Genomic DNA, 24,021 nt, shown 5'->3' on the forward strand with positions numbered 1-24,021 from the left:
TTATATTGAAATTCTGCAAAATGTCAATACCTATATGACGATAACCTTATTCCTGCCTGTCATCTTTCCCTGGTACATTGCCTTGTCCGCCCTGCCAATCAATTCATCACGGGATAAGGCATCTTCAGGAAAAGTTGCAACACCAAGGGTCACCGATACATTGAAATATTTACCATCCTGGGCAGGAAAGGGCTTTTCCTCTATTGTCTTTCTGATTCTCTCTGCAATGATGGCTGCAGTTGGTTTATCCGTATCCGGTAAAATGATAATATATTCATCCCCTCCATAACGAACTGCAATGTCTCTTTCCCTGATTACACTCCGCGCCCTTTCACCTATTAACCTCAATGTCTCGCTTCCCACAAGGTGTCCATAATTATCATCAACCAATTTGAAAAAATCCACATCAAAGAATATTAAAGAAATCTTTCCTTTTGTTTTTACCCTTTCTTTTATCAATTCATCAAGTTTTTGATTACAGTATCTGGTGTTATATAGTTTTGTCAGGTCATCAGTAATACTTGTCTCTTCCATTTTGCGATAAATCTGGGCGTTACGCAGGGCAATAGTAACATGTTGAACAAGATTTTCAAATATCTCAAGGTCGTCTTTTGTGAAAGGTTCACCACCAATTTTATTGATGACCTCCACAACACCGATAATCTCATCACGACTTTTCATTGGCACACATAAAATTGATTTTGTTGTAAACTTTGTTTTTTTATCTACTCCATCATAAAAGCGCGGGTCTTTTGACACATCTTCAACAATCAATGACTTACCTGTTCGTGCAACCCAGCCTGCCACGCCCTGGTTTATCTTCAATCTCATACCAATCAGTTTTTCGCCTGCCTCACCTGCCGCTGCTTCAAACACAAGTTCCTGGCGGTCTTTATCAATAAGGAGTATGGACCAGCCTTCAGCCCTGATAAAATCAGCAGTTTTCTCCATAATAATCTTCAATATCTCTTTAGGTTCGAGTGAAGAGTTAATCGCCCGAACAATTTCATTTAATGTTTCCATTTCTTTAATCTTTCTCTTCAAAGATTCCACAGTCTTAAGGTTTGTAAGGTATTGTTCTCTTCGTTTTATTGCTTTTTTTATTAACTTCTTTAAATTGCTGAATGTATAAGGTGTTTTGATTATACCTATTGTATCAGGAATGATTATGTGTTCATATTTTAATTTGTCAGATCCGGGAACCGTTAGTATAATAGGAATGTTCGTATTTAATTCATCAAGGGTTTTTATTATCTTTCTGGCATCAATATTCAAAACAATTATATCAACTTTATCCTTTTTTATTGTTGGAATTATTGCTGATTGCTTTTTAGTCAAAATAACTTCAAGTTCAAGTTTCTTTAAATACCGTAAAAATTTTTCTTTGTCAGCATTATTAGGTTGGTAAAGTAAAATTTTCATTGTAAAGGAATGACCTCATAAAATGGTTTTGCCTTTTTCTTATCTTCGCTATATAGTATCCCCGTTTCATCAATCATCAGATTTCCGGATCTTATTTCAGTCAGGGCTTTTTTCTTATCCAATTCTTCAAGGATATGTATTCCCCTCGGTGCAATAGAAACCTTTAACTCGGGATACACATAACCATGGGGTAATTTTCTCACATCATCAAGAATTCTTAGATATTTTTCAAATGCAGATTCCTCTATGGGAAACTCAAAATTTTCTACATTTAACATAAAGTTTATAAAAGTGGGCAAATCACATATTATTACCGACCTGCCGGGCTGCCTTTCCATTGAATATAGATGGGCATCTGCAAGTATCGGACCTACAAGGTCTGGATCACCATAAGAATTTGCGGATAACACAACATCCCTTTCGGGCAATCCCGATGCAATTCCAATGCCGATTCTAAATAGACTCTTGAATTCGGGGGGTAAGAGTGCATAGGTTACACCATCTATCTCCATTGTTCTTTCTGCGACCGTAGCAAACCAATCACGATAATGCATAAAATTTGCACGGATAAATTCTTCAGCCTTTATTACCATTTCCCGGGCACATAATATCGCCCTTTTTGCCGCATCAAGCGCCGGGATTAATTCCAGCTCTGTTCCTGAGAAGATAGAATACCTTAAATTTATACCCTTGCCGGTTGTGGATTCTGTATAAAGGTGTCCATATAGACTCTCAGAATTTTCTGCAAACCAGATAATACCACCGTCACCAGTGTCTTTCAATAAAAATCCCCCATAATTTTTTCCAATCGCCGCCATCTCTTTAGCAAACTTATATTTAATGCGCTGCTCCTTCAAGGCATTATGCAATTTTATGCCCATATATGATGAACCTCTGATATCATATACAAGGACTGTGATTGCCTTGCGGTATTGCTCAATTAAATTTTTAATTTCTTCTGCCAATTCGTTTTGTCTCTGGCGTAGAATCAGGATTTCTTTACCTTCAAGAAGGTAATAGGTAAGATTGGCTAAATCTCTTATCACTTTTTTGGATTCTTTCTCTGAAGGAGGGAGGCAATTGACAAGTTCAAAAAGGCAACTACCTATATAAGCTGGAATCAAATCTTTTTTCATAAATGTTGCATATGCTTCATTTACTCCATCAAGGTCTAATTCCACACCGAGCAATGCCTTCTTCTCAAATCTCGCTAAAAGTGGTAAATCCCTGCTTTTTTGTTTGTGCAGTTCTTCGAAATAATACATTATATTTTTCGCAAATATCTTTTCTTCCTGTGGATTAAATGTTCCAAATTTTTGAGCGAATGCATATTCCTCAAACAATTCGCCCACCAATTTTTTTCTATCCAGCATTCTCTTTTCTATTATTGATTGAGCATTCTCTTCTTCTTTTATAATCCTTTGCAATTCTGCCTTTTTCTTTTCGTAATCTTTTAAATGATGGACGTTGCCCAAAAAAAGCCTCACCAGACGAGAAAAAAGATTGGATGTTTTTTGAGTTATAAGATCGAAGTCGGCTCCTTTTGCTACAAGATTATCAAGAATATCCTTTAACCCTGCATTCGTTTCTGTATTAAGTGTGAAGATCTGTTCTTTTAAACGTTCTGCATACAGGTCTATGCTGCGCATTTCTTCAACGATTCGTTCACGGTCACGCGTAAGCATAGCACTAATCTTTTTGAATATCTTCAATAACGATGGCTCTGATAAATAATCAAGGTAAATCCTGGGAATTTTATCAACCGCCTCCGCGAAGGTTTTAAATGTCATTCTCTCGATGTCTGCAAGTAAATTTGGCAGGATGTATTCTAATCGTGCATTTATGTATGATTTATGGATAATCAAAAATATCTCACAGGACATTGAATAGTTTTTCAACTCCTGATTGAATTCATAAATTGACTTATAACTTTTAAGATTATCAATCAAGGATATTATCTGTCCGGGGCATTTATCTTTCAAACCGGCAGGAATGGGAAGCCCTGTTTTTCTATGCCCAATATACAACGCCCATTCATAGTTTTTATACTGAGTAATGGGGGCACCAAGCCAGATTAAAAAAAGATTTAAATTTTCAAATATTTTTGATAATTCTTTTGGGAAATCCAGTAACTGGAATCCCAATTTTATATCATCGGTCAATTTCTGAAATCGTTTCTGGTCTAAATATCTTTCTTTAAGAAATTTTAAATACTGACTCTCTTCTTCAATAATGTTATGCAATCCAACAATGTTTATATTATTCATTTTGGCACCTCATAGGATAATTCAAAAAGGAATTTGCCGCGACCGCCCTTACCATCTTTAATCTCTCCAGTTTCTTCTATAGCAATATCGGAAACACCCAGGAGAATTTTTAAACTGCCTGGATGGTATATTTCTTCTCCCATCTTAGAAACAAATATTCGGTAGAAATCAAGTATGAAGCCCCTGCGGGTCAATTTCTGGTTTATCCAGAACTCTAATTCTTGTTCTATATCCATTGACTCCGCAGTAAGTTTAACACCCGTATCACTCAGGAAGGAAAATTTATCAATATTAAGAAGCAAATTAAAAACTGTAGCATCATCACATATAACTGTTGATTTTTCACGGCTCTTTATCTTTGAATAGAAGTTTGATTCACGTACCAGCATGCCTGTCAGGTCAAGTTCACCAAAGGCATTGCGGTCGAGATAAACTTCTTTTGGATATTCTCCAGAAGCAATACCTACGCCAATCTGGAATATGGATTGATATGCCGGGGGCAATGTGGCATAGGTTATACCCTCAAAATCAATCTTCCTGTCTTCTGCTTCTTTAAACCAGTCCTTGTAATGTTCTATATTCTCCTGAACAAAACTTATTGATTCTTTGACCATTTCTAATCCACAACGGACTGCATTGAGCACACTACCGGGCTCTGGTATCTTTGTCTTTTGGTTTTTTATCTCAAAGTTGTTATTAGCGAAAAGAATGATACCACCGTCGCCTGTATCCTTAATTGGCAGTCCGCCGAATTTTTCAATTACTGTTAACATTGTTTCCTGAAAAAGATTTCTTATCTCATTCTCCTTTTCGGCGTTCTGCAATTTCGTACCCATAAATGTTGAACCCCTTATATCGTAAGTCAAGACCGCAATCAGGTTTTTATAACGCGATACACTCAACTTTGGCGTTACTTCAATTAGAGGAACAGTTTTTATCTCTTTTTCCACCACCTGCACCTTACCATTCAATGTTTCTTCTGCTATAAACCGGATATTTTCAGGGGACGGGGTGCCGCTTACCTTTGGATAATAATCAATCAATTCTTCCAGGAGCAGGGTTTTTAAATATGGTTCAAACAATTCTTTAATTATTAAATCAAACCGTTTCATGATTTCTGTAGTATTATATCGCTCTTTAAGAAAGCCAGGGATGCGAAATTCATTTATAAGATTTGCGTATTCTTTATTATTTTTTATCTCATTTGCCACTTCCTTGATAATATTCTGGAATGTCTCATCTTCTATAGTATTTCTTTCGCCAATGAGAAAGAGCAGATATGGGTCCCATTCGTTTTTGGTAATGAATTTAGAAAAATCAGCTATTTTTAATTTCAAAAGTCCTTCTAATTCATTTTCCTGTTTTTGATATTCCTGATATTCAAGGCGAAATCTTCTAAGGTCATAACCGAGAGAAGTCAGATTATGTTTGAGTTTTTTAAGATGAATCTCCAAGCCTTCTTCGGTTGAAAAATTCCTGACCTCATTTAATAAATCATTACTCAAATCGGTGCTTATCTGTTCCATTTTTTTCTCTAAATCTGCAATCTGTTTTTCAATTACCAATTTTTTCTTTCTTGCCTCTTCATAGACACCCTGGGCAGTGCTCTGGATTGCAGTAATCAACTTTAGCATACCATCCTCATTCGGGAATAAAAAACTTGTATTCAATAACGCAGTAATCTTTTCGCGATTGAATGCCTTACCAAGTCTATTAATCTCGTCAATCACGCGCTGAAGTCCTTCGTTATAACTTGTATTCAATAAATTTTTAAGAATACCTGAAAACAATGGCTCCGGAAGTCCCTTTTTAAAAATCAATTTTGCCATTAACTTTGTTAGTTCTGCTCTTGTACTTTTAGGATATAGGGGTATTTTCTCATAGGAATCACAGATTAACCGGTCCTGCACCATAACATTTCTCGTCAGGGAACGTCTTATGTAATTGAATATCTGGTTTACAACGACTCCAATTCTTTCTGCAATGTATGCCTTTTCATCCGCACTCCGGTTTGCAATCTCTTTAGTAAGAATATCCCTTAACAATTTTCTATTCACGATCTCAAAGATAAAAATTTTGTATGGATCAATCTGGGTAAAACGTTTATATATATCAAATATTGTATTACTGTAGCGCTCAAAAAACTCATCCCATTTGCCAATCAATGATTCGTCTTTTAAAAATTTTAAATAGTTAATAACAAATTCTTCTTGAAGGGCGAATAATTTTCTCCCCAGAAAAATAATTTCCTTTCCTTCTTTGTTATCAAAATATTTTAATACAGGATCATTGTTTGATACCTTCTTTAATACCTCAAGATAGCGTCTAAAATTTGTTGAATCACGATAGATCTTTTTCATTCTCTGGTAATAGGGGGTTTCCGTGAGTAAGATTTCTTCAAACTCATTTCTTAGCATTATAATACTCCTTTGCGGTCAGATGTTCCTTATAGGTCTTTGAGAAATGGTGGTAACCATCCCCCCGGGCAACGAAATAAAGATAGTCCACATCTGCTGGATATAATGCTGCCTTTAATGAACTAAGACCCGGTGAACATATTGGTCCGGGTGGCAAATTAGGATATAGATAGGTATTGTAAGGCGAATCATATTTTAAATCTTTTTCTCTGAGATAGGTTATCACTGTATCTGGATTCTTTAATTTATAGGCATAAATTACAGTCGCACAGGATTCAAGTGGGCGATGGAGTTTGAGTCTATTTAAAAATACCCGGGCAATGATTGCCCTTTCTTCATTATATTTTGCTTCTTTTTCAACAATGGATGCGAGTATTACAGTATTTTGAATAGAATCCAATGGAATATCGGTAATGTTTTTAATTTTTGTTTCAAAATTATCAACCATTTTTTTTATTATTTTTGCTTCATCAACATTTTCTTCAAATGAATATGTATCGGGAAAAAGGTAACCTTCGAGACTTCGTAGATTAAGCCCAAGGCTTTTTATGAAATTTCTGTCCTTACACAGGGAAATAAATTTTGCCTTGCTTTGAATAGCATTCTTTTTATACAAAATATCAGCAATCTCCTCTATTATAAGTCCTTCAGGGATTGTGATTGTAATATCGCTCCTCCCTCCTTTAATGAGTTTATATATTACATAGACTGGATTTTTGTAAATAGCTAATTGATGCCTTCCTGAACGGATATGATTTTCTTTTCTGAGAATCTTAAGCCAGAATAAAAATTCATAAGAATTAATGATAATATGTTCTCTTGAAAGAATATCGGCCACTTCTTTCGCAGTGGCATTTTTTGGTATATTAATTTCTTTTTGTCCAAGATTAAGTGGCTGGAGCCAGCACAAAAATAAAATAAAGAATGCTGTAAATAAAAAAAAGATTTTTTTCATAAACTAACATTCTGCCGAAACATTTTCCTTTTGTCGCAAATACTCCTCAAGCATTAAAGAAGCAGAAATCTGATCAAGATTTTTGTTTTTAATCCCAAAATCTTTTAATAATTTTGCTGCGAGCCGGCTTGTATATCTTTCATCCCATAATTGAACTTCAATATTTAAAGATTTTTTTAATCTTGTAACAAATCTCTTGATTTCATCAGACATAGCACTATCTTTACCATCCAGAAGCAATGGATTTCCTATAAGAATCAATCCAACATTATTTTCTTCACAAATAAACTTAAGTCGTTTGATAAGTTCCTTATATGATTTATAGCGAATCGTCAAATAGGGCTGGGCAATAATACCAAGTGGATCCGTAAGGGCAATTCCGATATGTATTTTTCCATAATCAATCGCCATAATCTTCATCGTTAAAATTATAATTATTTTTTTTTTATTGTCAACAATTATTGACTTTTGCAAAATCAGGGATATAATTGAACTATAGGGGGTAAAATGAATAAACTTATTCTTTCGCTCTTTTTAACGCTCTTTGTTTTCTGTGGCGGTCCTCAGGGACCTGTCCCGGGTGGCGCACAACAGGGACCGAATATTGCGTTTGGAACACTCACAGAGGGTGAATTACAAAGATTCATAAAAGTATTGCCCACATTTATTGAAATTGTGGAAAAAGAAGGTAAAGATATACAACTTGATGTCCGTCCCGGTGACATAATGTCAGCATTTCAAGGAATGAGTATCCTTGACAAACAGATTGCAGCACTTGATTCAAAACTGCGGGCGGCAGGTATGGGTTGGAATGAATTCTGGCCTGCTTATGCAAAAACAATGCTTGCTTATGCCGCAATTATGCTTGATTCAATAAAACTTGAAATACAAAAAAGTCAAGCTGAAAATCAGGCACAAATAAGACAAATGGAGGAATTACTAAAGGACCCGAAAATTCCAGAAGCACAGAAAAACGCAATAAAGGCATCCCTTGAGGCGTACAAACAAAGTAGCCAGATTCTAAATCAAGTGGATACAATTTATGCTAAGGTTCCTCAAGCGAATAAAGACCTCGTAAAGAGATATTTTAAAACAATCAGCGATATTTTAAATCGGGACTAAATTTTACTGAGGATTTTTAAGGGTATTTAAAAGCCTCCGTGCACCAGTATCATCCGGGTTAAATCTCAGCCATTCTTCAAGCAATTTTATAGCAGAATCGGTGTCATTGAGGTCAAGATAAGTATCAATCAGCCCATTATATGCGGATGGGTTGCGTGCATTTATTCGCAATGCCTCTTTGAAATATTTTATTGCCCGGTGATAATCACGATTCTGTCTGAATGATTCGCCAATCTGAGCAAATATCTGAGATTCTTTTTTATCAATACGACTGAAATAATAATCTGCTGAATCGGTCTGGTTTAATTGATTAAATAACATTCCAAGGTTAAAATACAATTTCCATGATTCCTTTCCCAGAGATTCAAATAATAAGCCAAAACGCCAGGCGTTTAATGCGCCATCAAAATTATTGTAATCCCTGAGTAGAAATCCTAAATAGATCAAGGCAATTGCATAATTGTAATATAGATTCACAGTGTTCTGATCCTTTATTGCTTCATATCCAAAAAATTCTCCCTCATTCTTCCTCTTTTCAAAATCATAGAGAATCTTTGCCAGTGCTTCATACTTTTGCGGTGAAAAGAATCCCGTATAACGATAGGTTTGGTAAAATAATTCCTTAGTCCTATCAATATTCATATTCCTCGGAAAAGGAATACTATCGCCAGTGACGCGGTAGACAATGCCTTCAATCTTGAGATATGGTTCAAAACCCGTGTAATTTTCATAATCAACTGTAGACGAAAAATAAATTGGCCTTTTGCCTTGATAATTTTTTAAGACCTTCTCTGCAAAACTCTCTGCTTTTACAAAATAATCCTGCGGATTAAGCATTTTACCCGCATTCATAGCAAGAATATCTCTTATCATAATATCTTTCACAAACATAATTTTTCTATCTTCCGACACAAAATACCCCTGTTCACAAATTTTTTTTATGGTTGTATTATCAAAGCTTATTGGCACTCCCCAGTATTTCAAATGTCTGATATACCAGTCGGTATTGATAAGAGAAAGATTTGCCACAATCACATCTCTTCTAACTCCCAAAACTTCCTGAACAAACCATAATGGGAATGTATCGTTATCACCATTGGTGAATATAATGGCATTTGGTGCACAGGAAATCAATAGATTATAACCATAATCACGCGGGATGAAGTTCTTGTATCTGCTATTTAGTGTAAAATTGAAAAATGCCGGCAGGATTGAATATAAAGTCAGGATGGGTATGAGAAGATTTTGAATTTTTAACTTTTTTATTCTTTCAAAAAGTCCTAAAATTCCAAAGGCAATCAAAAGTCCGATATATAAAAAACTTGTATGGAAAAAATAATCACGCTCCCTAACTTCCCTGGGTTGATGAGCAGGGTTTGCATCTGAAGGAGAAAATTTTAAATTGAGATACCCAACTATCCCGATAGAGACAAAAAAGAGTATTAACATTAAGAATACAAATATCCTCTGCTCACTTTTATATAATTCTAATATACCGTTTATGACTAAAAGATAAAATATCAAAAGTAGAAAAAAGCGTAAAAAGCCATTTAAATATTCCGGTGCAATCTGCCAGGAAAGATAACGGATATAAAGGGCAATTTGATGATAAACACCTTCTATTATACCAGCACCTTTGACCTGGGTTTGTCGTGGCAATATCTTCTGCCCTCCATATTGCGAACGATGGAGCACACCAAAAAAGGCAGAGAATGATTCACCTGGTTCATTCATATTAATACGAGGGGCGATATTCTCACCTTTAAGATATTTTTCGGTAATTCTTTTATCTTTATAAAATTCAGTCAAAATCCTTGACCTTATTGGTAGATACAATTCCGAACTCAATCCTATTAGAATAGAAAAGACACCAACCCAGAAGAAAGTTCGATTATTTGCCGTTACATTTTTACCCATTGAAAATACCACTGAAATCAATAGTATCAAAATCAAAATAGCCAGTGCTGGTTTAAGGAGATTATCAGGTAGTAAAAACATATATAAGAATATAACAATCTGAAAAATGCCAAGCAACAAAAATAGTCTGTCCCTAAGAATATGAGGATTGATCAGATAAACAAACACATATATTGGAATAACCATCAAGAATGGAACAAGTTGTATACCTGTGGCAAGAAATATGAGATAAAAACTCAATAAGAGATATTTATTATCCGGTTGATTTTTCTTCACACTCTCATACCAGAGCAATATAAGATAATTTATTAGAACAAAGACAAAGCTCCCCGGTGCATAGACCTCGGTTTCAACCGCATTCCACCAGATTGAAAAATAGAAAGGGATACCAAGCGTCGCAATAAATCCTGCCCATATACCATTATTATTCAAACCCGATTTACTTAATGTCAATATCTTTAATATAATTTTGTAAATCAAAAATACTGAACCGAGAGAAAAGAATATTGCCAGAAGATTCATATGCCAGGCGACCTCTTTAGATATCGGAAAAATCGTAGCAAAAAAACCTATCACCATCAACCAAACCCTACCCAATATCACATAAAATGGCGTGCCTGGTGGATGGGGTATTGCCAGGGTGTAGGCAGAGGTAATAAATTCTCCGCAATCCCAGAAAGAAAGTGTTGGTGCAACCGTGAAAAGATATATAAAGCCGGCAATTATCATTACAATTATAATAAGAATTGCCTTTAAATTTTTTTCAATAATATTCATTAAATTTTTTGTAATAAAACAAATATGGAATATTTATTTAACAATTTTGCCATCTAATCAATATTATAGGCTGTCCAGTTTCTTAAGTGCCTCTTTAATTTGTATATATGTCCTATTCAGTGCCTCAGAAAGAACCTTTGTATCACTTATGACCGGCATAAAGTTTGTGTCACCCAGCCACCTTGGCACAAGGTGATAATGCAAATGGTCAACAAGCCCGGCACCCGCAACCCGCCCCTGGTTTATTCCTATATTAAATCCTTCAGGATGGAATGCCTGATTCATCGCCATTATTGCACGGGAGAGCAGCCTATGGATTGCTATGATTTCTTCATCATTGAGTAACTCAATCTGTCCGATATGTCGAACTGGTGCAATCAACAAATGTCCATTATTATATGGATAGCGATTCATAATCGTAAAACCAAATTCTATTTTTTCAATTATGAAAACCTGTTCTAAATTTTTACTTTTTAATGCGGCACACAAAAAACATTCTTTATTGGGGTTTCTGATATACTCCATTCTCCAGGGTGCCCAGAGTCTTTCCATTTATCCAATCCGGTATTTGTTTAAGTCTTCATCTTTTATTGGGGCAACTTTTATCTTACCGGTCTTTCTACCTTCTTTATACCAGACCTCAACCTGTGGTTCGGATTTTTTATCACTATATCGTGCGACAACCTGGGCAGAAAGTTTCAGAAATTCTTTATCTCCAATAAGTAATCCAATTGGACTTCCGGTATCTGGAACATAAAATAGAAAATCAGCAAGGGAAATAAATTTTTCAAGTTTTTCGTTCTCTTCTTTTTCCCTTCCTACGATAAGTTTTGCCTCAGGAGACAATCTAAAATGCCGACCAATCTTTAACAAAGCGATATCGTCTGGTTTTATCTTTTCCTGGTATCTCATCAAATCCGCCACTCTACGCGAGAAGCCCGGGTCCGTGAGCAAACACCCGCCACTGGGGGTTTGAAATTCTGTAATATTCATTTCCTGTGCCAGGGCAAGGGATTCCCTTCTTGATCTGCCTTTTATCTTTAATAATTTCTCTCTCTTTATCCACCCCTTCTTTTCCGGTATCGTCTCCGGTAATAAACCACCACTCAATGGTCTTACCACCAATCCCTCAAGTTCTGCCTTTTTTACTACAAGATTGAGCATCTCCATCCTCTGCGAAAAAGGTCTCTGGTCAAGAACTTCACCTGTGACTATAAAATCTGCCTTGATTTCTTTCATATACTCCTTTGCCTTTTTGAGCATCAATATTCTGCAATCAACACAGGGATTTAGATTTTCGCCAAAACCGTATTTTGGTGCTCTTATTATTTCAATCAATTCTTCAGTAATATCAATTGTCTTTAATTTAGGAATTTTCGGCAGAGTCTTTGATGGAAGAAATTGATGGGTGAGATGGAGCGGATAACAAGTTATACCCCAATCCTTGACGAGTTCAAGGGCAAGGATTGAATCAAGCCCTCCGGAAATCAATACAACCGCCTTTGGCATTTTTACCCTCCTAATTCCTTCAACATATTTAAGGCACTGGTATCAGAAGGATTTATCATCAACCACTGCCTTATTATCTTTTTCGCTGATGCTGTATCATGCATATCCAGATATGTTGCTAAAAGTGCCATATAGCCCTGGGCGTTTCGCGGCTGTGAGGTGACAATCTCCTGGAAATATTCAATTGCCTTATCATACCTTCCCATTGAACGATAAACCATACCGAGCCTCATTAGATTATGTGGATCTTTTGTCTTTATCTGTGAAAACATAGCATCCGCAGAATCAAGCATTCCGATCTGGGCATAAAGAAGTCCAAGGTTGTAGATAAAAGGAAATTGTTGACCTGCATCAAATGCCAGTGCAAAACGCCAGGCGTTGATCGCACCTTCAATTTCTCCATTTGCCTGCAGTGCAAGCCCCAAGCTGAATAACCCGGCTGCATAATTTCCATAAAGCCGTTCTGAATTTTCATCTCTGACAACATAATAAGCAGGAAATTCGCCTTTTGCCTTTCTGTTTTCAAAATCAACAAGGATCTTTGATAAAAATGGATAGTGCTCAGGTTTGAATAATCCTGTATAACGGAACTGTCTATAAAAGAAATCTTTTGTCTTTTCTATATCAACATTGTAGGGAATCTCCATACTATCCCCGGTTACTCGGTTGACAAGTCCTTCAAGTTTTAAATAAGGGTCAAGACCTTTGTAATTATCCGGTGATACAGTTGAGGCAAAATAAATAGGTCGTTTCCCTTTGTATTCTTTCATATATTTTCTCGCAAATTCATCAAGCGGAATAAAATAATCCCTATCTTTCAAATCAATCCCTGAATTTGTAGCAATTATATGTCTGATCATTATATCCTTCACATATATTATTCGTCTGTCAGATGTCATTTGCGGGGTTAATCTATTTATTATATTCTCACTGAATGAAATCGGAGCACCCCAGTATTTTAAATGCCTTATATACCAATCGGTATTAATAAGGGAGAGATTTGCGACGATAACATCCCTCCTCACCCCCAGGACTTCCTGGGCAAACCATAATGGAAATGTATCATTATCACCATTGGTAAAGATAACTCCATCTTTATCACAGGAGATTAACATATTTATTCCGTAATCCTTAGGAATAAAATTGCCGTAGCGATTGTTTAAAGTGAAATTTGTAAAAAGTGGTATAATACCAAAGACAATTATGCCGGAATACGCACCAATATTGGCGAATCTATTATTTTTACTTTCTTTCTTTATCCATTCTACAAATGCATAAAAACCGAGCCCTACAAGTAAACCAAAATAAACATAGGTAGTATGAAAGAAATAATCACGCTCCCTTACTTCTCTTTCCTGATGTTTGGGGTTTGAATCGGAAGGTGAAAATCTCAAATTCAAATAACCAATCATCGCGAATGAGAGCATAAACATAATGAGCATCATAAAAATGAATAATTTTTTCTCTCTTTTAAAAAGTTCAAATATACCCCATATTCCTGCAGCGTAGAAAATCGTGAGTAAAAGCGCACGCAAAAATCTATTAACACTCTCCGGTGCAATCTGCCAGGATAGATATCTTATGAATAACGCAAATTGCCAGAAATATCCTTCTATAACACTATAGCCTGTCTTTTCCTGAGTCTTGCGCGGCAAAAGATATTGTGGTCCATATTGCCGTCTATGCAGGGCATCATCAAAGGCCTTAAAACTTGCACCCGGTTCACATTCATTTATCCTCGGGGCAATATTTTCACCTTTGAGATATCTTTCCTGTACCGTTTTATCTTTATATAATTCAGTAATCTTCTTTGACCTTATCGGTAAATATAACTCCGTTGAAATACCCACGATTACAAGGGCAACACCAGACCAGAAAAAGCGCCAGTGGGAATATTTTTGGGGATTATTCAAAGGAAGAATAACTGCAATCAGTAGAATTATTCCAAGAATAATAACCAAGAGGGTGTAAAGATTTTCTGGAACAATGAATAACAAAAGAAAGAAAAAAATCTGGAATAAACCGAGCAATATTAATAGCCAGTTCTTTAAATATCTTCTATTCACAATAAAAATAAAACCGTATAAGGGAATAAAAATCAGAAATGGTGTTAAATGTATTCCGGTGGATAAGAATATGAGATAAAAGGCAAGTAAAATATATTTATTTTCAGGTTCTCCTTTCTTTACACCTTCATACCAGAGTATAACAATATAATTCACAAGCAGAAATACAAAAGTTGATGCAGCATAGACTTCGGTTTCTACGGCATTCTCCCATATGGTATAAAAAAAACTCACCAAAAGCGTTGTACCAAATGCGACCAAAATCTGATTTAAGCGGTTCTCTTCCTTTGACCATAATTTGAAAATCTTCAACAAAATTTTATAAAATAGCACCACGGATAAAAGGGTAAAGGTTATTGCAATCAAATTCATATGCCAGGCGACCTCTTTAGATATTGGAAGAATCGCAGCAAATAAACCTATTAACATCAACCAGACCCTGCCCAATATCACATAAAAGGGCGTGCCTGGTGGATGGGGTATTGCCAAAGTATATGATGAAGCAATAAATTCGCCGCAATCCCAGAAAGAGACCGTAGGGGCAACGGTATATAAATAAACAACACCAGCAAAAACTAAAATAATAAAAAGAAGAATCTTCTCAAGTTTATCGTAATTCATAAAACCTCCAGATTTCAATAATAATCAAAAATCAATGCCTGTCAAGAGAGCATTCTTCTGGGTCCTCTCCGATTTTCCTTTTCTTTTAATTTTAAACCTTCATACCAAGTGTTAATATGCTTTTCTTTTTCCGCTATTAATCATAACACTTTTCGCAAATATGTATGAAATGAAAATTTAAATCCACCTCTTTCCCCCTTTCATAAAGGGGATAAAATCAGAATATTCTTCATAATCTACTTCTCCTTTTTGCTCCGGTCTACTTTAACCGTTTTGTAAAGTTTTTTCATCGTTATGCCGGTGCTCTACCAATGTTGTATTTTTGTTTTATCTTTCGTAAACAAATTAATCCAGTTGACCAATAATTAAATATCTATATAATCAGATATGGAATATGCACGCAATCTATGGGACCGCTTCTGGTCCCAGAAACAACCTGAAGCAATATATCCCCCCGTCACGGATATTGTTCAGGAATTGGTTCATTTCATTAACCCTGAAAATAAAATTATCCTTGAACCCGGGGCTGGAACCGGCAGGGATGGAATCCGATTGGCAAGATTTGGGGCAAATGTCTTTTTACTCGATTATTCAGAAAAAAGTTTACAACTGGCAAAGAATTATTTAAAAAATGGAGAATCACGTGTTCAAATGATTATGGCAGACGCACTAAATACACCGTTTAAAAACGAAACTTTTGATGTGGTATTTCACCAGGGGCTTCTTGAACATTTTAAGAATCCATCACCATTAATTAAAGAGAATTATAGAATTCTAAAAAAAGATGGGTTATTGATCGTCGATGTTCCACAAACCTTTCATATTTACACATTGATAAAAAATATTCTTATACTATTAAAATTATGGTTTGCCGGCTGGGAAAGACAATTCACGATTGGTTCGCTTGGTAATTTATTAAAAAGCCATAATTTAGAACCGATACATTACTATGGGGATTGGTCAAGACCAGGGATAATTTATAAAATCGTAAGGGAAATTCTTTTGCGTCTAAAAATCAATCTACCAATGTATCCTAACTATTTTGGACGGCTCACTAAAAAATTTTATGAAATCCAGAATTCACTAAAAAAGAAAAAAATTTTTCTTTATACCGTTCTCTCTATTGGCATTATCGCACGTAAGAAATAAAAGATTGCTTAAATTACTAAACCGTCTTTGATACGATCAATTCTTTTAAATCAATATTTGAGCAGCAAAGCACCCTTGAGACCTGGGCATCGCGGAAATATCGTTCAACCGGATAATCCTTCATATAACCATAACCACCATAGACCTGGATTGCATTCGTTGTGACCTCCGCAACTGTCTGATTACTAAAATATCTGGAAATCGCAGCGGCACGCGAGAAATCTTTATTGTTATCTCTGATGTAAGCAGAGTCATATACAAGATTTCTAACCGCCTCAATCTTTGTTATCATATCCGCAATCATTTCCCTTACCATACCAAAGTTAATGATCGGCTCACCAAACTGAACCCTTTCTTTTGCATACTTTATTGCATTCTCCATACTTCCTTCCGCAATCCCTAAATTTATCGCCGAAAAACATAGATTGGCAAAAGCCCTTATTTCTTCAAGAATAAATTTGCCATCACCATCTTTACCAAGGCGATTGTTTAAAGAAATCTTAGAATTTTCAAAAACAACCTCAGTTATACCGCCTGCATGCATTCCAATGATATTGTCTTTTTTATTTCTGACTACACCTTTGACCGTTTCATCAACTATAACACTCTCAATCTTGCCGTCTGACTCAAAAATGAGTATAAAGGGACCGTTGGCAGTCCCATTCAACAAGAGTTGATTTTTGCCTGTAATTAGATAATAATCACCTTCTCTGAGGATTTTCAGTTCATTGGTCATAATTTCTACAAAACCACCAATGATTTCTCCTGTTGCAGCAGACAGCAGATATTTCTTTTTCTGTTCTTCAGTTCCAAATTTTTCTATGGGATATGAAAATAGAATATTGTGTGTAAGTAGTATCAAAGCGGTTGATGGGCAGATTTTGCTTATCTCTTCAAGGGTTACAATCAAAGAAACGGTGTCCAATGCACAACCACCATAAGACTCAGAAATTGTAGAACCAAGAATACCCATTTCACCAAGTTTTTTGATATTTTCCAGCGGGAATATATTCTGTTTATCAAACTCATCTACCTTTTCTGATATTACTTCCTTGGCAAACTTTCTGATTTCATTCTGTAGCAATAAAGTCTCTTTACTCAATTCCATCTTCACTCCTTTTTGTACCCAACTTCTCTAATAATCTCAAGGGCGATCTGACCCCTTTGAATTTGATTTGTTCCCTCATAAATCTGCGTAATCTTTGCGTCGCGCAGCATCTTTTCAACATTATATTCTCTGAGCAATCCATAAGGACCCATTATTTCAATCGCATCAAGTGTGGTTTTCATCGCAATATCCGAAGGAAATAGTTTTGCAAAAGATGCGGGTTTTGTGGTATTTTTTATTCCTGCATCAATAGAACGGGCAGACGCATAAATCAATGCGCGCGCAGCCTCAATCTCAGTTGCCATATCTGCAATCTTGCGTTGAATATATTGATTGCCGAGAAGATTCTTTTCTGCCGTAAATTTCAGAACGGCTTCGTAAGCACCCTGTGCCACACCCAGACCAATTGCACCCACCCCGGGTCGTGCACGGTCAAAATTCCGCATTGTATAAATAAATCCCATTCCTTCCTTTCCCATTAAGTTCTCCTTCGGTACCCTGCAATCAGAAAATACGAGTTCGGTTGTGGTTGATGTTCTTATTCCAAGTTTATTCTCATGTTTACCAAAATCAAAACCCGGCATTCCTTTTTCAACGATGAATGCGGAAATGCCTCTTGCACCCCGAGATTTATCGGTTGAGGCAAGCACCACATAGACATCGGCAATACTACCATTTGAAATGAATTGTTTAACACCATTTAAAATATAATAATCCCCCTCTTTTCTTGCGGTTGTCTGAATATTAGCAACATCACTTCCTGCCTGGGCTTCGGTAAGTCCAAAGGCACAATAGAGTTCACCACTGGCGATCTTTGGCAGATACTTCTTTTTCTGTTCTTCAGATGCGAAGTAGATTATCGGTCCTGAACCAAGTGCACCAACTGCATAAGCAGTGGCAACACCTGCACAAACCCGCGCCACCTCTTCACAGGCAATACTCATATCCATAATCTTTGCGCCGGTGCCGCCATATTCCTTGGGTATAAAAATTCTCAAAAGTCCTTCTTTTGCCATTCGGTCAATTATCTCACGAGGAAATTCTGCCTTTCTATCGAGTTCATCACGCATTGGAAGAATCAATTCTTCGGCAATCTTTCGCACCTTCTCCTTCAGCGCTTTTTCTTCATCAGTCAAAAAGTATTCCATAAACCTCCTTTTCAAATAAAAAGTTGATAATCTTCAATTCTATAAATTTTTTATTAAAAGTCAAGATTGATAACTGATGTATAGTATATACTTGACTTGAAAATGAAATTGGATAACATAGACCTATGAAAATAAATATAAATAAAAGAATTTTTCTCATTATATCGCTTTTGTGTTTATGCATAACCTGTGGTACACAAAAAAGCGAGGAAAAGATTCTCACAAAAAAAATCAAGCCAGCTCCAGAAGGAATGGTGCTCATCCCCGGCGGATATTTTACAATGGGTTCAGATTCAATAAATGAAGGTCCGAAACATAAAGTCTGGGTTGATACATTTTATCTTGATAAATACGAAGTGACGAATAAAAAATATATGGAATTTGTAAAGGCGACCGGGCATCCAAAACCACCCTTTATCAAAGACTCAAGTTTCAATGCACCTGACCAGCCGGTTGTGGGCATAAGCTATTTTGATGCACTATGTTATGCAAAATGGGCAGGAAAAAGGCTCCCCACCGAGGCCGAATGGGAATATGCAGCAAGGGCTGGGCTTGTTGATAAAGAATTTCCCTGGGGTGATGAACAGCCTTTTAGAAGGTGTAACTATGCACCAGGGGGAGACCTTGAGGCTGATGGCTATAAATATACTGCACCAGTGGGCAGATTCAAACCAAACAATTTCGGATTATATGATATGGCAGGTAATGTCTGGGAATGGTGTTCAGATTTTTATGACACAAACTATTATAGCATAAGTCCGGAAAAGAATCCACCCGGACCTGATTCAGGATATATGAGGGTTGTGCGAGGGGGTTCCTGGTTGAGTTTAAATCCCAAGCATTTAAGATGTGCTTCAAGGATGGGATTAAAGCCATTTGTCCAGGACCGCTATTATGGTTTTCGCTGTGCAATGGATGTAAAAAGAGAAGAATAACTCAAGTATTGACTTATTTTAAATTCTGATTATAATTATTGCGAAAGGAGATTTTATGAAAAAATTAATAGTGTTGGTTCCTGTTGTGCTCTTTTTGGTCGGTTGTGGTGGCGGTGAGAAGGATTACTGGCCACTAAATACCGGAAATGTCTGGGAATACCAGATGGTAACGACTGTAACGACACCCGATACAACTATCACTATGAGCGATACAATGAAGACCGAGGTGACCGGCAAAACCACGCTCAATAATAATACCGAAGTCTATGAAGTCATAACAACCTCCGGGACATTCGCCGATACCTCATACCAGCAGAAAACCGATGATTACATATTCTCTTATGAAGATAAGGCAGATACAGAACCAGATACCATACTTGCTCTGCCCATAGAAGAAGGAAAATCCTGGAATGTTCATAAAGATTCATCATACACTGAAACCATAAAGATAATGACGAAAGAGTCGGTTACAGTCCCGGCCGGTACCTATGATGACTGCTGGAAGGCAATGGATATATACACAGACGGAACTTTCACAGAAACTTCTTATGTCTGGATTGCACCTGATGTGGGCTGGGTAAAAATGACAATGACCGAGGCAGATACCAACTTTACTATGGAGACAAAGGTAGAGTTGATTAATGTCACGATAAAGTAAAAATAATAATAAATAAAAGGGCTGGCTTTGCCAGCCCTTTTTTATTTTTCTTTTAAGTACTTTCTGCCTTTCAGGTTTTCCGGCATATATTCCTGCTCAACCTTTGCATCTGGATAATTGTGTGGATATTTATATCCCTTGCCATAACCGAGTTTTTCCATTAAAGGGGTTGGTGCATTTCTGATATGCATCGGTACTGGTTCGGCAAGGGTTTTTAGTGCATCATCTTTTGCCTCTGAATATGCAAGGTATAATTCATTACTCTTTTTTGCCCGTGCAAGATAAACAACACATTCGGCAAGTGCTAAATCACCCTCGGGTCGACCAATGAAATCTATTGCTTCTTTTGCTGCGTTTGCAATAACGAGTGCCATAGGGTCGGCAAGCCCAATATCTTCTACTGCAAAGCGAACAAGGCGACGGGCAATATATAATGGATCCTCCCCTGCCTCAAGCATCCTTGCTAACCAGTATAAAGAGGCATCAGGGTCTGAACCCCTTAATGATTTGTGTAATGCAGAAATCAGATTATAATGCTCTTCACCTGCCTTGTCATATCTCAATGCCTTTTTCTGCACAATCTCTTCAGCAAGTTTTAAATCAATCTTATTATCTTTTGCGGAAAAGGCACACAACTCAAGGGCATTTAACGCAACCCGGGCATCACCATCTGAGATATTGGCAATAAAATTAAGTGCTTCTTCCGTGATTTCATATTTATTATCAAGCCCTTTTGGAGAGGTCAAAGCCCTTTTTAATATTTTTTTCACATCATCAAAAGAAAGGGGCTTGAGCATATATACCTTTACCCTTGATAAAAGGCTCGAATTCAACTCAAAAGAAGGGTTCTCGGTGGTGGCACCGATTAAAATGATTGTCCCTTTCTCAAGATAGGGTAAAAATGCATCTTGTTGTGCCTTATTGAATCTGTGAATTTCGTCTATAAATATAAGCGTATCACGATTGAATAAGCTCTTTTTCTTTTCAACCCCTTCCATAAATTTCTTTATCTCTACGATTCCACTCGTTGCCGCTGAAAAAGAGACAAAATCTGCTGAAAATTTTTTGGCAAAGAGCCGGGCAATAGTTGTCTTACCGCTTCCGGGCGGACCAAACAGAACCATTGAAAATAACCTTCCCTGTTCTATCTGTCTTTTTATTGGTCCTTCTGGACCGAGGAGATGCTCTTGTCCAAGAATCTGGTCAAAGTCTTCGGGCCTTATTCTATCTGCGAGCGGTGTTTTATCCACGGCTTAAAAAATAAAGATAAAAAAATGGAATATTAAAAATCAATGAATCAAGACGGTCTAAAAATCCGCCATGTCCCGGAAAGACATTTGATGCATCCTTTAAACCTACTTCCCGTTTCATACCAGATTCAAAGAGGTCTCCAACCGTCCCCAAAACTCCTATCCCCAGCGTAATCCATATTGCATCAAATAGATTGAAATTCTTTGCCCACAGTGAATTCAACCACAGGGTAAAAGGGAAGGTGAGAAAGAATGCCGCAAGTGTTCCTTCAATTGATTTTTTCGGGCTCAACTTCTGAGCAAGTCTATGTTTACCCCAGATTGAACCAACGATATAAGCAAATGTATCATATATCCAGGTGAGAATTAAAGGAAGAAGGCTGATACAAAATCCATGTTTTCTTAATAGTATTATGGTTGAAGGAAGTAGGGAAATATAAAAAACACCAAAGAAATTTGCCGAGGCTTCGGCAAGAAAATTTGGTTTACGCCTACTCCCTGGAAAACGCATCACTGATAGGAGGGTAATAAAAAAGAACAGTATAAATCCAGAAAGAAGCAAGGGTATTTCAAAATAAAACAAAAAAGGAATTGTATAACCGGGGAAAAGGACTGCAAGTGTATGGGGATAGATATCCTTTCTGTGCCAGAATCTAAAATATTCATTTGTTGCAAAGGTAATGAAGAATAGAAGCAATAGAGGAAGAAGGATATTGTCAATCCATAATGTTAAAACCACAATAGCAACAAGAAAAAAACCAGTTTTTGTTCTCTTTAATAAATCCTTAAACTGCGCCAAATAGACGCTCCCTGTTTTTAAAGTCTTCTATTGCTTTTAAAAATTCTTTTTTCCTGAAATCCGGCCAGAGGGTCTTTGTAAAGTATATTTCTGAATAGGCAATCTGATACAAAAGAAAATTAGAAATCCTTTCGCGCCGTTCAGCACCGGTTCTAATCAATAAATCGGGCGGTGGAAGGGTTGGGTCATAAAGATATTGTGAAAAACTCTCTTCATTCAGTTTATCAAGGTTAATCTGTTTTTTTCTATCTTCTAAAACAATCTTTTTCACCGCATCAACAATTTCACCCTGCCCGCCATAATTGAGACAGAGGGTCAAAATCAACTCGTCGTTGTTTTTTGTCAGTTTTAATGCCTCATCAAGCGCCTTCCTTGCATTGGGATATAATTCATCCAACCTACCAATCGCATTTATCCGCACCTTGTTTTTATTCAATTCCGGAGTTTCCTTCACAAGCATCTCTTCAAGCATATTCATGAGGGTTTTGACTTCCTCATCCGGCCTTTTCCAATTTTCCGTTGAAAATGTGTAGAGTGTGAGGTACCTGACCCCCAATTCTTTTGTCGCCTTTACAATCACCCGAACTGACTCAACCCCTTCACGATGGCCAATGACCCTGGGCAATCCCCTTTTCCTTGCCCACCTGCCATTTCCATCCATAATTATTGCAATATGTCTGATCTCAGGCACATTGAATTATATAGTAAATATGGCCTTTGTCAATAAACCGATGATTTAATTTTATATCTTGACAAATAAGATATTATGAATATACTATTACGGGATTTTAAAAAGATGGAAAATTACTATAGTATCCTTGGTGTTACCAATACTGCGACACAAACAGAGATAAAGAATGCCTATATGAAACTTGCACGACAATACCACCCGGACAGGTTTACGGACGAAGAAGATAAACGCAAGGCGAATGAACACTTTGCCAAGATTACTGCTGCTTATCGCGTTCTTTCTGACGAGAAATTGAGGGCAGATTATGATAAATCCTTGGAAAAGGGTGTAAAACAGCAAGACCAGGTACAGGAAACCCAGGCAAAAAACGCATTCACGAGGGCAATTGAATTTTTAAAGAATAATGACCCCTGGCGTGCAGTAAATTTATTACGCATTGCGTGTAGATACGACCCTCAGCCAATTTATCTTTCATACCTTGGTCTTGCACTTGTATATACAAGACAATACCAGAAAGAAGGTTTTGAAAAACTTCAGGAGGCTATAAAACGATTGATGTTTAATCCAATTGTTTATGTAAACCTGGGGCTTGCTTATGAATTTACGGGCAATAAAGAACAGGCATTGAAATACTATAATGAGGCACTGAACTGGGATGGAAATAATGCTGCGGCAAAAAAGGGAATTGAAAGACTCCAACCAAAGAATACAGGTTTCTTCTCAAAGCTTTTTGGAGGCAAGAAATGAAAAAAACGACAATTCTTGAGCTCCTTGAAGATCTATGCAGAAATTTATCAATCATAGTGAAGTATGATCGATTTTTTGGTAAAGGTGGATACTGCAGGGTCAAACAAAAATCATTTTTTATTATAAACGAAAGCCTTTCCAATGCTACAAAAGAAGAAATATTTATCAGGGAATTAAAACATTTAAATTTTGACCCGGAATTGATACCTCCAAAGTTAAAGGAAGTTCTTAATAAATGAAATTTGCAATTCTTATCATTTTCATTGCTTTGTTTTTCTGGTTTGCAAATTTAAAAATTTTATTACTAACGCGAGATTGGCCTATTATCCTTATCTTTTTCGGAGCCGTCAATCTGTTTGTATTTCCCAAATATTCAAAGAAAAAGGTAATTGAGGATTTAGAAAAAGGCAAAATAACACCTGAAGAGGCATTAAAGAGATTGGAAAAATTAAGTTAATTAATC

Annotated in this window: 21 protein-coding genes; 7 read left to right on the plus strand and 14 right to left on the minus strand. The window is 36.6% G+C overall.

Annotated elements, in window-relative coordinates:
• Positions 1-30: 30 nt before the first annotated feature.
• The 5 genes from ABIL69_07000 to ruvX are packed head-to-tail and all read right to left on the minus strand — an operon-like array spanning position 31 to position 7,481.
• A complete protein-coding gene (locus tag ABIL69_07000) occupies positions 31-1,422 on the minus strand; it encodes a sensor domain-containing diguanylate cyclase (protein ID MEO0123734.1) in 1,392 nt (463 codons plus the stop codon).
• Positions 1,419-3,689: a hypothetical protein gene (locus ABIL69_07005; protein ID MEO0123735.1), complete on the minus strand. Its 2,271-nt coding sequence runs from the start codon at positions 3,687-3,689 to the stop codon at positions 1,419-1,421. Before ABIL69_07005 ends, ABIL69_07000 begins: the two co-directional genes overlap by 4 nt.
• Complete coding sequence (locus ABIL69_07010) at positions 3,686-6,106, minus strand: hypothetical protein (GenBank protein MEO0123736.1); 2,421 nt, start codon at positions 6,104-6,106, stop codon at positions 3,686-3,688. Before ABIL69_07010 ends, ABIL69_07005 begins: the two co-directional genes overlap by 4 nt.
• Positions 6,093-7,061: an endolytic transglycosylase MltG gene (mltG, locus tag ABIL69_07015; protein MEO0123737.1), complete on the minus strand. Its 969-nt coding sequence runs from the start codon at positions 7,059-7,061 to the stop codon at positions 6,093-6,095. The genes ABIL69_07010 and mltG overlap by 14 nt, the downstream gene beginning before the upstream one ends.
• 3 nt (positions 7,062-7,064) lie before the next feature.
• Positions 7,065-7,481 (minus strand): Holliday junction resolvase RuvX, encoded by a 417-nt coding sequence (gene ruvX, locus ABIL69_07020; GenBank protein ID MEO0123738.1) that lies wholly within the window; start codon positions 7,479-7,481, stop codon positions 7,065-7,067.
• Between the two features lie 87 nt (positions 7,482-7,568).
• Here ruvX and ABIL69_07025 point away from each other — a divergent pair, with 87 nt between their 5' ends.
• Entirely contained in the window at positions 7,569-8,183 is a 615-nt protein-coding gene (locus tag ABIL69_07025) for a hypothetical protein (GenBank protein ID MEO0123739.1), read from the plus strand.
• Positions 8,184-8,186: 3 nt separating this feature from the next.
• Here the strand turns inward: ABIL69_07025 and ABIL69_07030 are convergent, their stop codons facing one another.
• The 4 genes from ABIL69_07030 to ABIL69_07045 all read right to left on the minus strand — a co-directional run bounded on the left by ABIL69_07030 (position 8,187) and on the right by ABIL69_07045 (position 15,073).
• Positions 8,187-10,877: a DUF2723 domain-containing protein gene (locus ABIL69_07030; protein MEO0123740.1), complete on the minus strand. Its 2,691-nt coding sequence runs from the start codon at positions 10,875-10,877 to the stop codon at positions 8,187-8,189.
• 63 nt (positions 10,878-10,940) lie between these two features.
• Complete coding sequence (locus ABIL69_07035; protein ID MEO0123741.1) at positions 10,941-11,429, minus strand: HIT domain-containing protein; 489 nt, start codon at positions 11,427-11,429, stop codon at positions 10,941-10,943.
• Complete coding sequence (locus tag ABIL69_07040; GenBank protein ID MEO0123742.1) at positions 11,430-12,386, minus strand: tRNA 4-thiouridine(8) synthase ThiI; 957 nt, start codon at positions 12,384-12,386, stop codon at positions 11,430-11,432.
• A gap of 2 nt (positions 12,387-12,388) precedes the next feature.
• A complete protein-coding gene (locus ABIL69_07045) occupies positions 12,389-15,073 on the minus strand; it encodes a DUF2723 domain-containing protein (GenBank protein MEO0123743.1) in 2,685 nt (894 codons plus the stop codon).
• A 387-nt stretch (positions 15,074-15,460) separates the two neighbouring features.
• Between ABIL69_07045 and ABIL69_07050 the strand changes: the two genes are divergently transcribed.
• Positions 15,461-16,222, plus strand: a complete 762-nt coding sequence (locus ABIL69_07050; GenBank protein ID MEO0123744.1) for a class I SAM-dependent methyltransferase — start codon at positions 15,461-15,463, stop codon at positions 16,220-16,222.
• Positions 16,223-16,238: 16 nt separating this feature from the next.
• On the opposite strand, the gene ABIL69_07055 is transcribed toward ABIL69_07050, so the two are convergent.
• A complete protein-coding gene (locus ABIL69_07055) occupies positions 16,239-17,330 on the minus strand; it encodes an acyl-CoA dehydrogenase family protein (GenBank protein MEO0123745.1) in 1,092 nt (363 codons plus the stop codon).
• A gap of 2 nt (positions 17,331-17,332) precedes the next feature.
• Entirely contained in the window at positions 17,333-18,478 is a 1,146-nt protein-coding gene (locus ABIL69_07060; protein ID MEO0123746.1) for an acyl-CoA dehydrogenase family protein, read from the minus strand.
• Between the two features lie 125 nt (positions 18,479-18,603).
• On the opposite strand from ABIL69_07060, the gene ABIL69_07065 reads away from it, so the two are divergent.
• Together ABIL69_07065 and ABIL69_07070 are read left to right on the plus strand one after the other, a co-directional pair.
• Positions 18,604-19,413: a formylglycine-generating enzyme family protein gene (locus ABIL69_07065; GenBank protein ID MEO0123747.1), complete on the plus strand. Its 810-nt coding sequence runs from the start codon at positions 18,604-18,606 to the stop codon at positions 19,411-19,413.
• 55 nt (positions 19,414-19,468) lie between these two features.
• Complete coding sequence (locus ABIL69_07070) at positions 19,469-20,071, plus strand: hypothetical protein (protein ID MEO0123748.1); 603 nt, start codon at positions 19,469-19,471, stop codon at positions 20,069-20,071.
• Positions 20,072-20,112: 41 nt separating this feature from the next.
• Here the strand turns inward: ABIL69_07070 and ABIL69_07075 are convergent, their stop codons facing one another.
• The 3 genes from ABIL69_07075 to ABIL69_07085 are packed head-to-tail and all read right to left on the minus strand — an operon-like array spanning position 20,113 to position 22,811.
• A complete protein-coding gene (locus tag ABIL69_07075; protein MEO0123749.1) occupies positions 20,113-21,321 on the minus strand; it encodes a replication-associated recombination protein A in 1,209 nt (402 codons plus the stop codon).
• Positions 21,314-22,120, minus strand: a complete 807-nt coding sequence (locus ABIL69_07080) for a phosphatidate cytidylyltransferase (GenBank protein ID MEO0123750.1) — start codon at positions 22,118-22,120, stop codon at positions 21,314-21,316. The genes ABIL69_07075 and ABIL69_07080 overlap by 8 nt, the downstream gene beginning before the upstream one ends.
• Positions 22,107-22,811 (minus strand): isoprenyl transferase, encoded by a 705-nt coding sequence (locus ABIL69_07085; protein MEO0123751.1) that lies wholly within the window; start codon positions 22,809-22,811, stop codon positions 22,107-22,109. The genes ABIL69_07080 and ABIL69_07085 overlap by 14 nt, the downstream gene beginning before the upstream one ends.
• Before the next feature lie 75 nt (positions 22,812-22,886).
• Between ABIL69_07085 and ABIL69_07090 the strand changes: the two genes are divergently transcribed.
• Genes ABIL69_07090 through ABIL69_07100 form a run of 3 tightly spaced genes read left to right on the plus strand, consistent with a single transcriptional unit; the run spans position 22,887 to position 24,015 of the window.
• Positions 22,887-23,558: a DnaJ domain-containing protein gene (locus ABIL69_07090; GenBank protein ID MEO0123752.1), complete on the plus strand. Its 672-nt coding sequence runs from the start codon at positions 22,887-22,889 to the stop codon at positions 23,556-23,558.
• A complete protein-coding gene (locus tag ABIL69_07095; protein ID MEO0123753.1) occupies positions 23,555-23,797 on the plus strand; it encodes a hypothetical protein in 243 nt (80 codons plus the stop codon). Before ABIL69_07090 ends, ABIL69_07095 begins: the two co-directional genes overlap by 4 nt.
• Positions 23,794-24,015 (plus strand): hypothetical protein, encoded by a 222-nt coding sequence (locus ABIL69_07100; protein ID MEO0123754.1) that lies wholly within the window; start codon positions 23,794-23,796, stop codon positions 24,013-24,015. Before ABIL69_07095 ends, ABIL69_07100 begins: the two co-directional genes overlap by 4 nt.
• The last annotated feature ends 6 nt before the right edge of the window (positions 24,016-24,021 follow it).

The sequence above is a fragment of the candidate division WOR-3 bacterium genome (genome assembly GCA_039802005.1).
In the GTDB taxonomy this organism is placed as follows: domain Bacteria; phylum Hydrothermota; class Tepidihabitantia; order SM23-42; family JAOAFX01; genus JAOAFX01.

Excerpts from the sequence above, each read along its gene's own strand:
- ABIL69_07000 (MEO0123734.1), bottom strand. The coding sequence starts at position 1,422 with ATGAAAATTTTACTTTACCAACCTAATAATGCTGACAAAGAAAAATTT.
- ABIL69_07005 (MEO0123735.1), bottom strand. The coding sequence starts at position 3,689 with ATGAATAATATAAACATTGTTGGATTGCATAACATTATTGAAGAAGAG.
- ABIL69_07010 (MEO0123736.1), bottom strand. The coding sequence starts at position 6,106 with ATGCTAAGAAATGAGTTTGAAGAAATCTTACTCACGGAAACCCCCTAT.
- mltG (MEO0123737.1), bottom strand. The coding sequence starts at position 7,061 with ATGAAAAAAATCTTTTTTTTATTTACAGCATTCTTTATTTTATTTTTG.
- ruvX (MEO0123738.1), bottom strand. The coding sequence starts at position 7,481 with ATGAAGATTATGGCGATTGATTATGGAAAAATACATATCGGAATTGCC.
- ABIL69_07025 (MEO0123739.1), top strand. The coding sequence starts at position 7,569 with ATGAATAAACTTATTCTTTCGCTCTTTTTAACGCTCTTTGTTTTCTGT.
- ABIL69_07030 (MEO0123740.1), bottom strand. The coding sequence starts at position 10,877 with ATGAATATTATTGAAAAAAATTTAAAGGCAATTCTTATTATAATTGTA.
- ABIL69_07035 (MEO0123741.1), bottom strand. The coding sequence starts at position 11,429 with ATGGAAAGACTCTGGGCACCCTGGAGAATGGAGTATATCAGAAACCCC.
- ABIL69_07040 (MEO0123742.1), bottom strand. The coding sequence starts at position 12,386 with ATGCCAAAGGCGGTTGTATTGATTTCCGGAGGGCTTGATTCAATCCTT.
- ABIL69_07045 (MEO0123743.1), bottom strand. The coding sequence starts at position 15,073 with ATGAATTACGATAAACTTGAGAAGATTCTTCTTTTTATTATTTTAGTT.
- ABIL69_07050 (MEO0123744.1), top strand. The coding sequence starts at position 15,461 with ATGGAATATGCACGCAATCTATGGGACCGCTTCTGGTCCCAGAAACAA.
- ABIL69_07055 (MEO0123745.1), bottom strand. The coding sequence starts at position 17,330 with ATGGAATTGAGTAAAGAGACTTTATTGCTACAGAATGAAATCAGAAAG.
- ABIL69_07060 (MEO0123746.1), bottom strand. The coding sequence starts at position 18,478 with ATGGAATACTTTTTGACTGATGAAGAAAAAGCGCTGAAGGAGAAGGTG.
- ABIL69_07065 (MEO0123747.1), top strand. The coding sequence starts at position 18,604 with ATGAAAATAAATATAAATAAAAGAATTTTTCTCATTATATCGCTTTTG.
- ABIL69_07070 (MEO0123748.1), top strand. The coding sequence starts at position 19,469 with ATGAAAAAATTAATAGTGTTGGTTCCTGTTGTGCTCTTTTTGGTCGGT.
- ABIL69_07090 (MEO0123752.1), top strand. The coding sequence starts at position 22,887 with ATGAATATACTATTACGGGATTTTAAAAAGATGGAAAATTACTATAGT.
- ABIL69_07095 (MEO0123753.1), top strand. The coding sequence starts at position 23,555 with ATGAAAAAAACGACAATTCTTGAGCTCCTTGAAGATCTATGCAGAAAT.
- ABIL69_07100 (MEO0123754.1), top strand. The coding sequence starts at position 23,794 with ATGAAATTTGCAATTCTTATCATTTTCATTGCTTTGTTTTTCTGGTTT.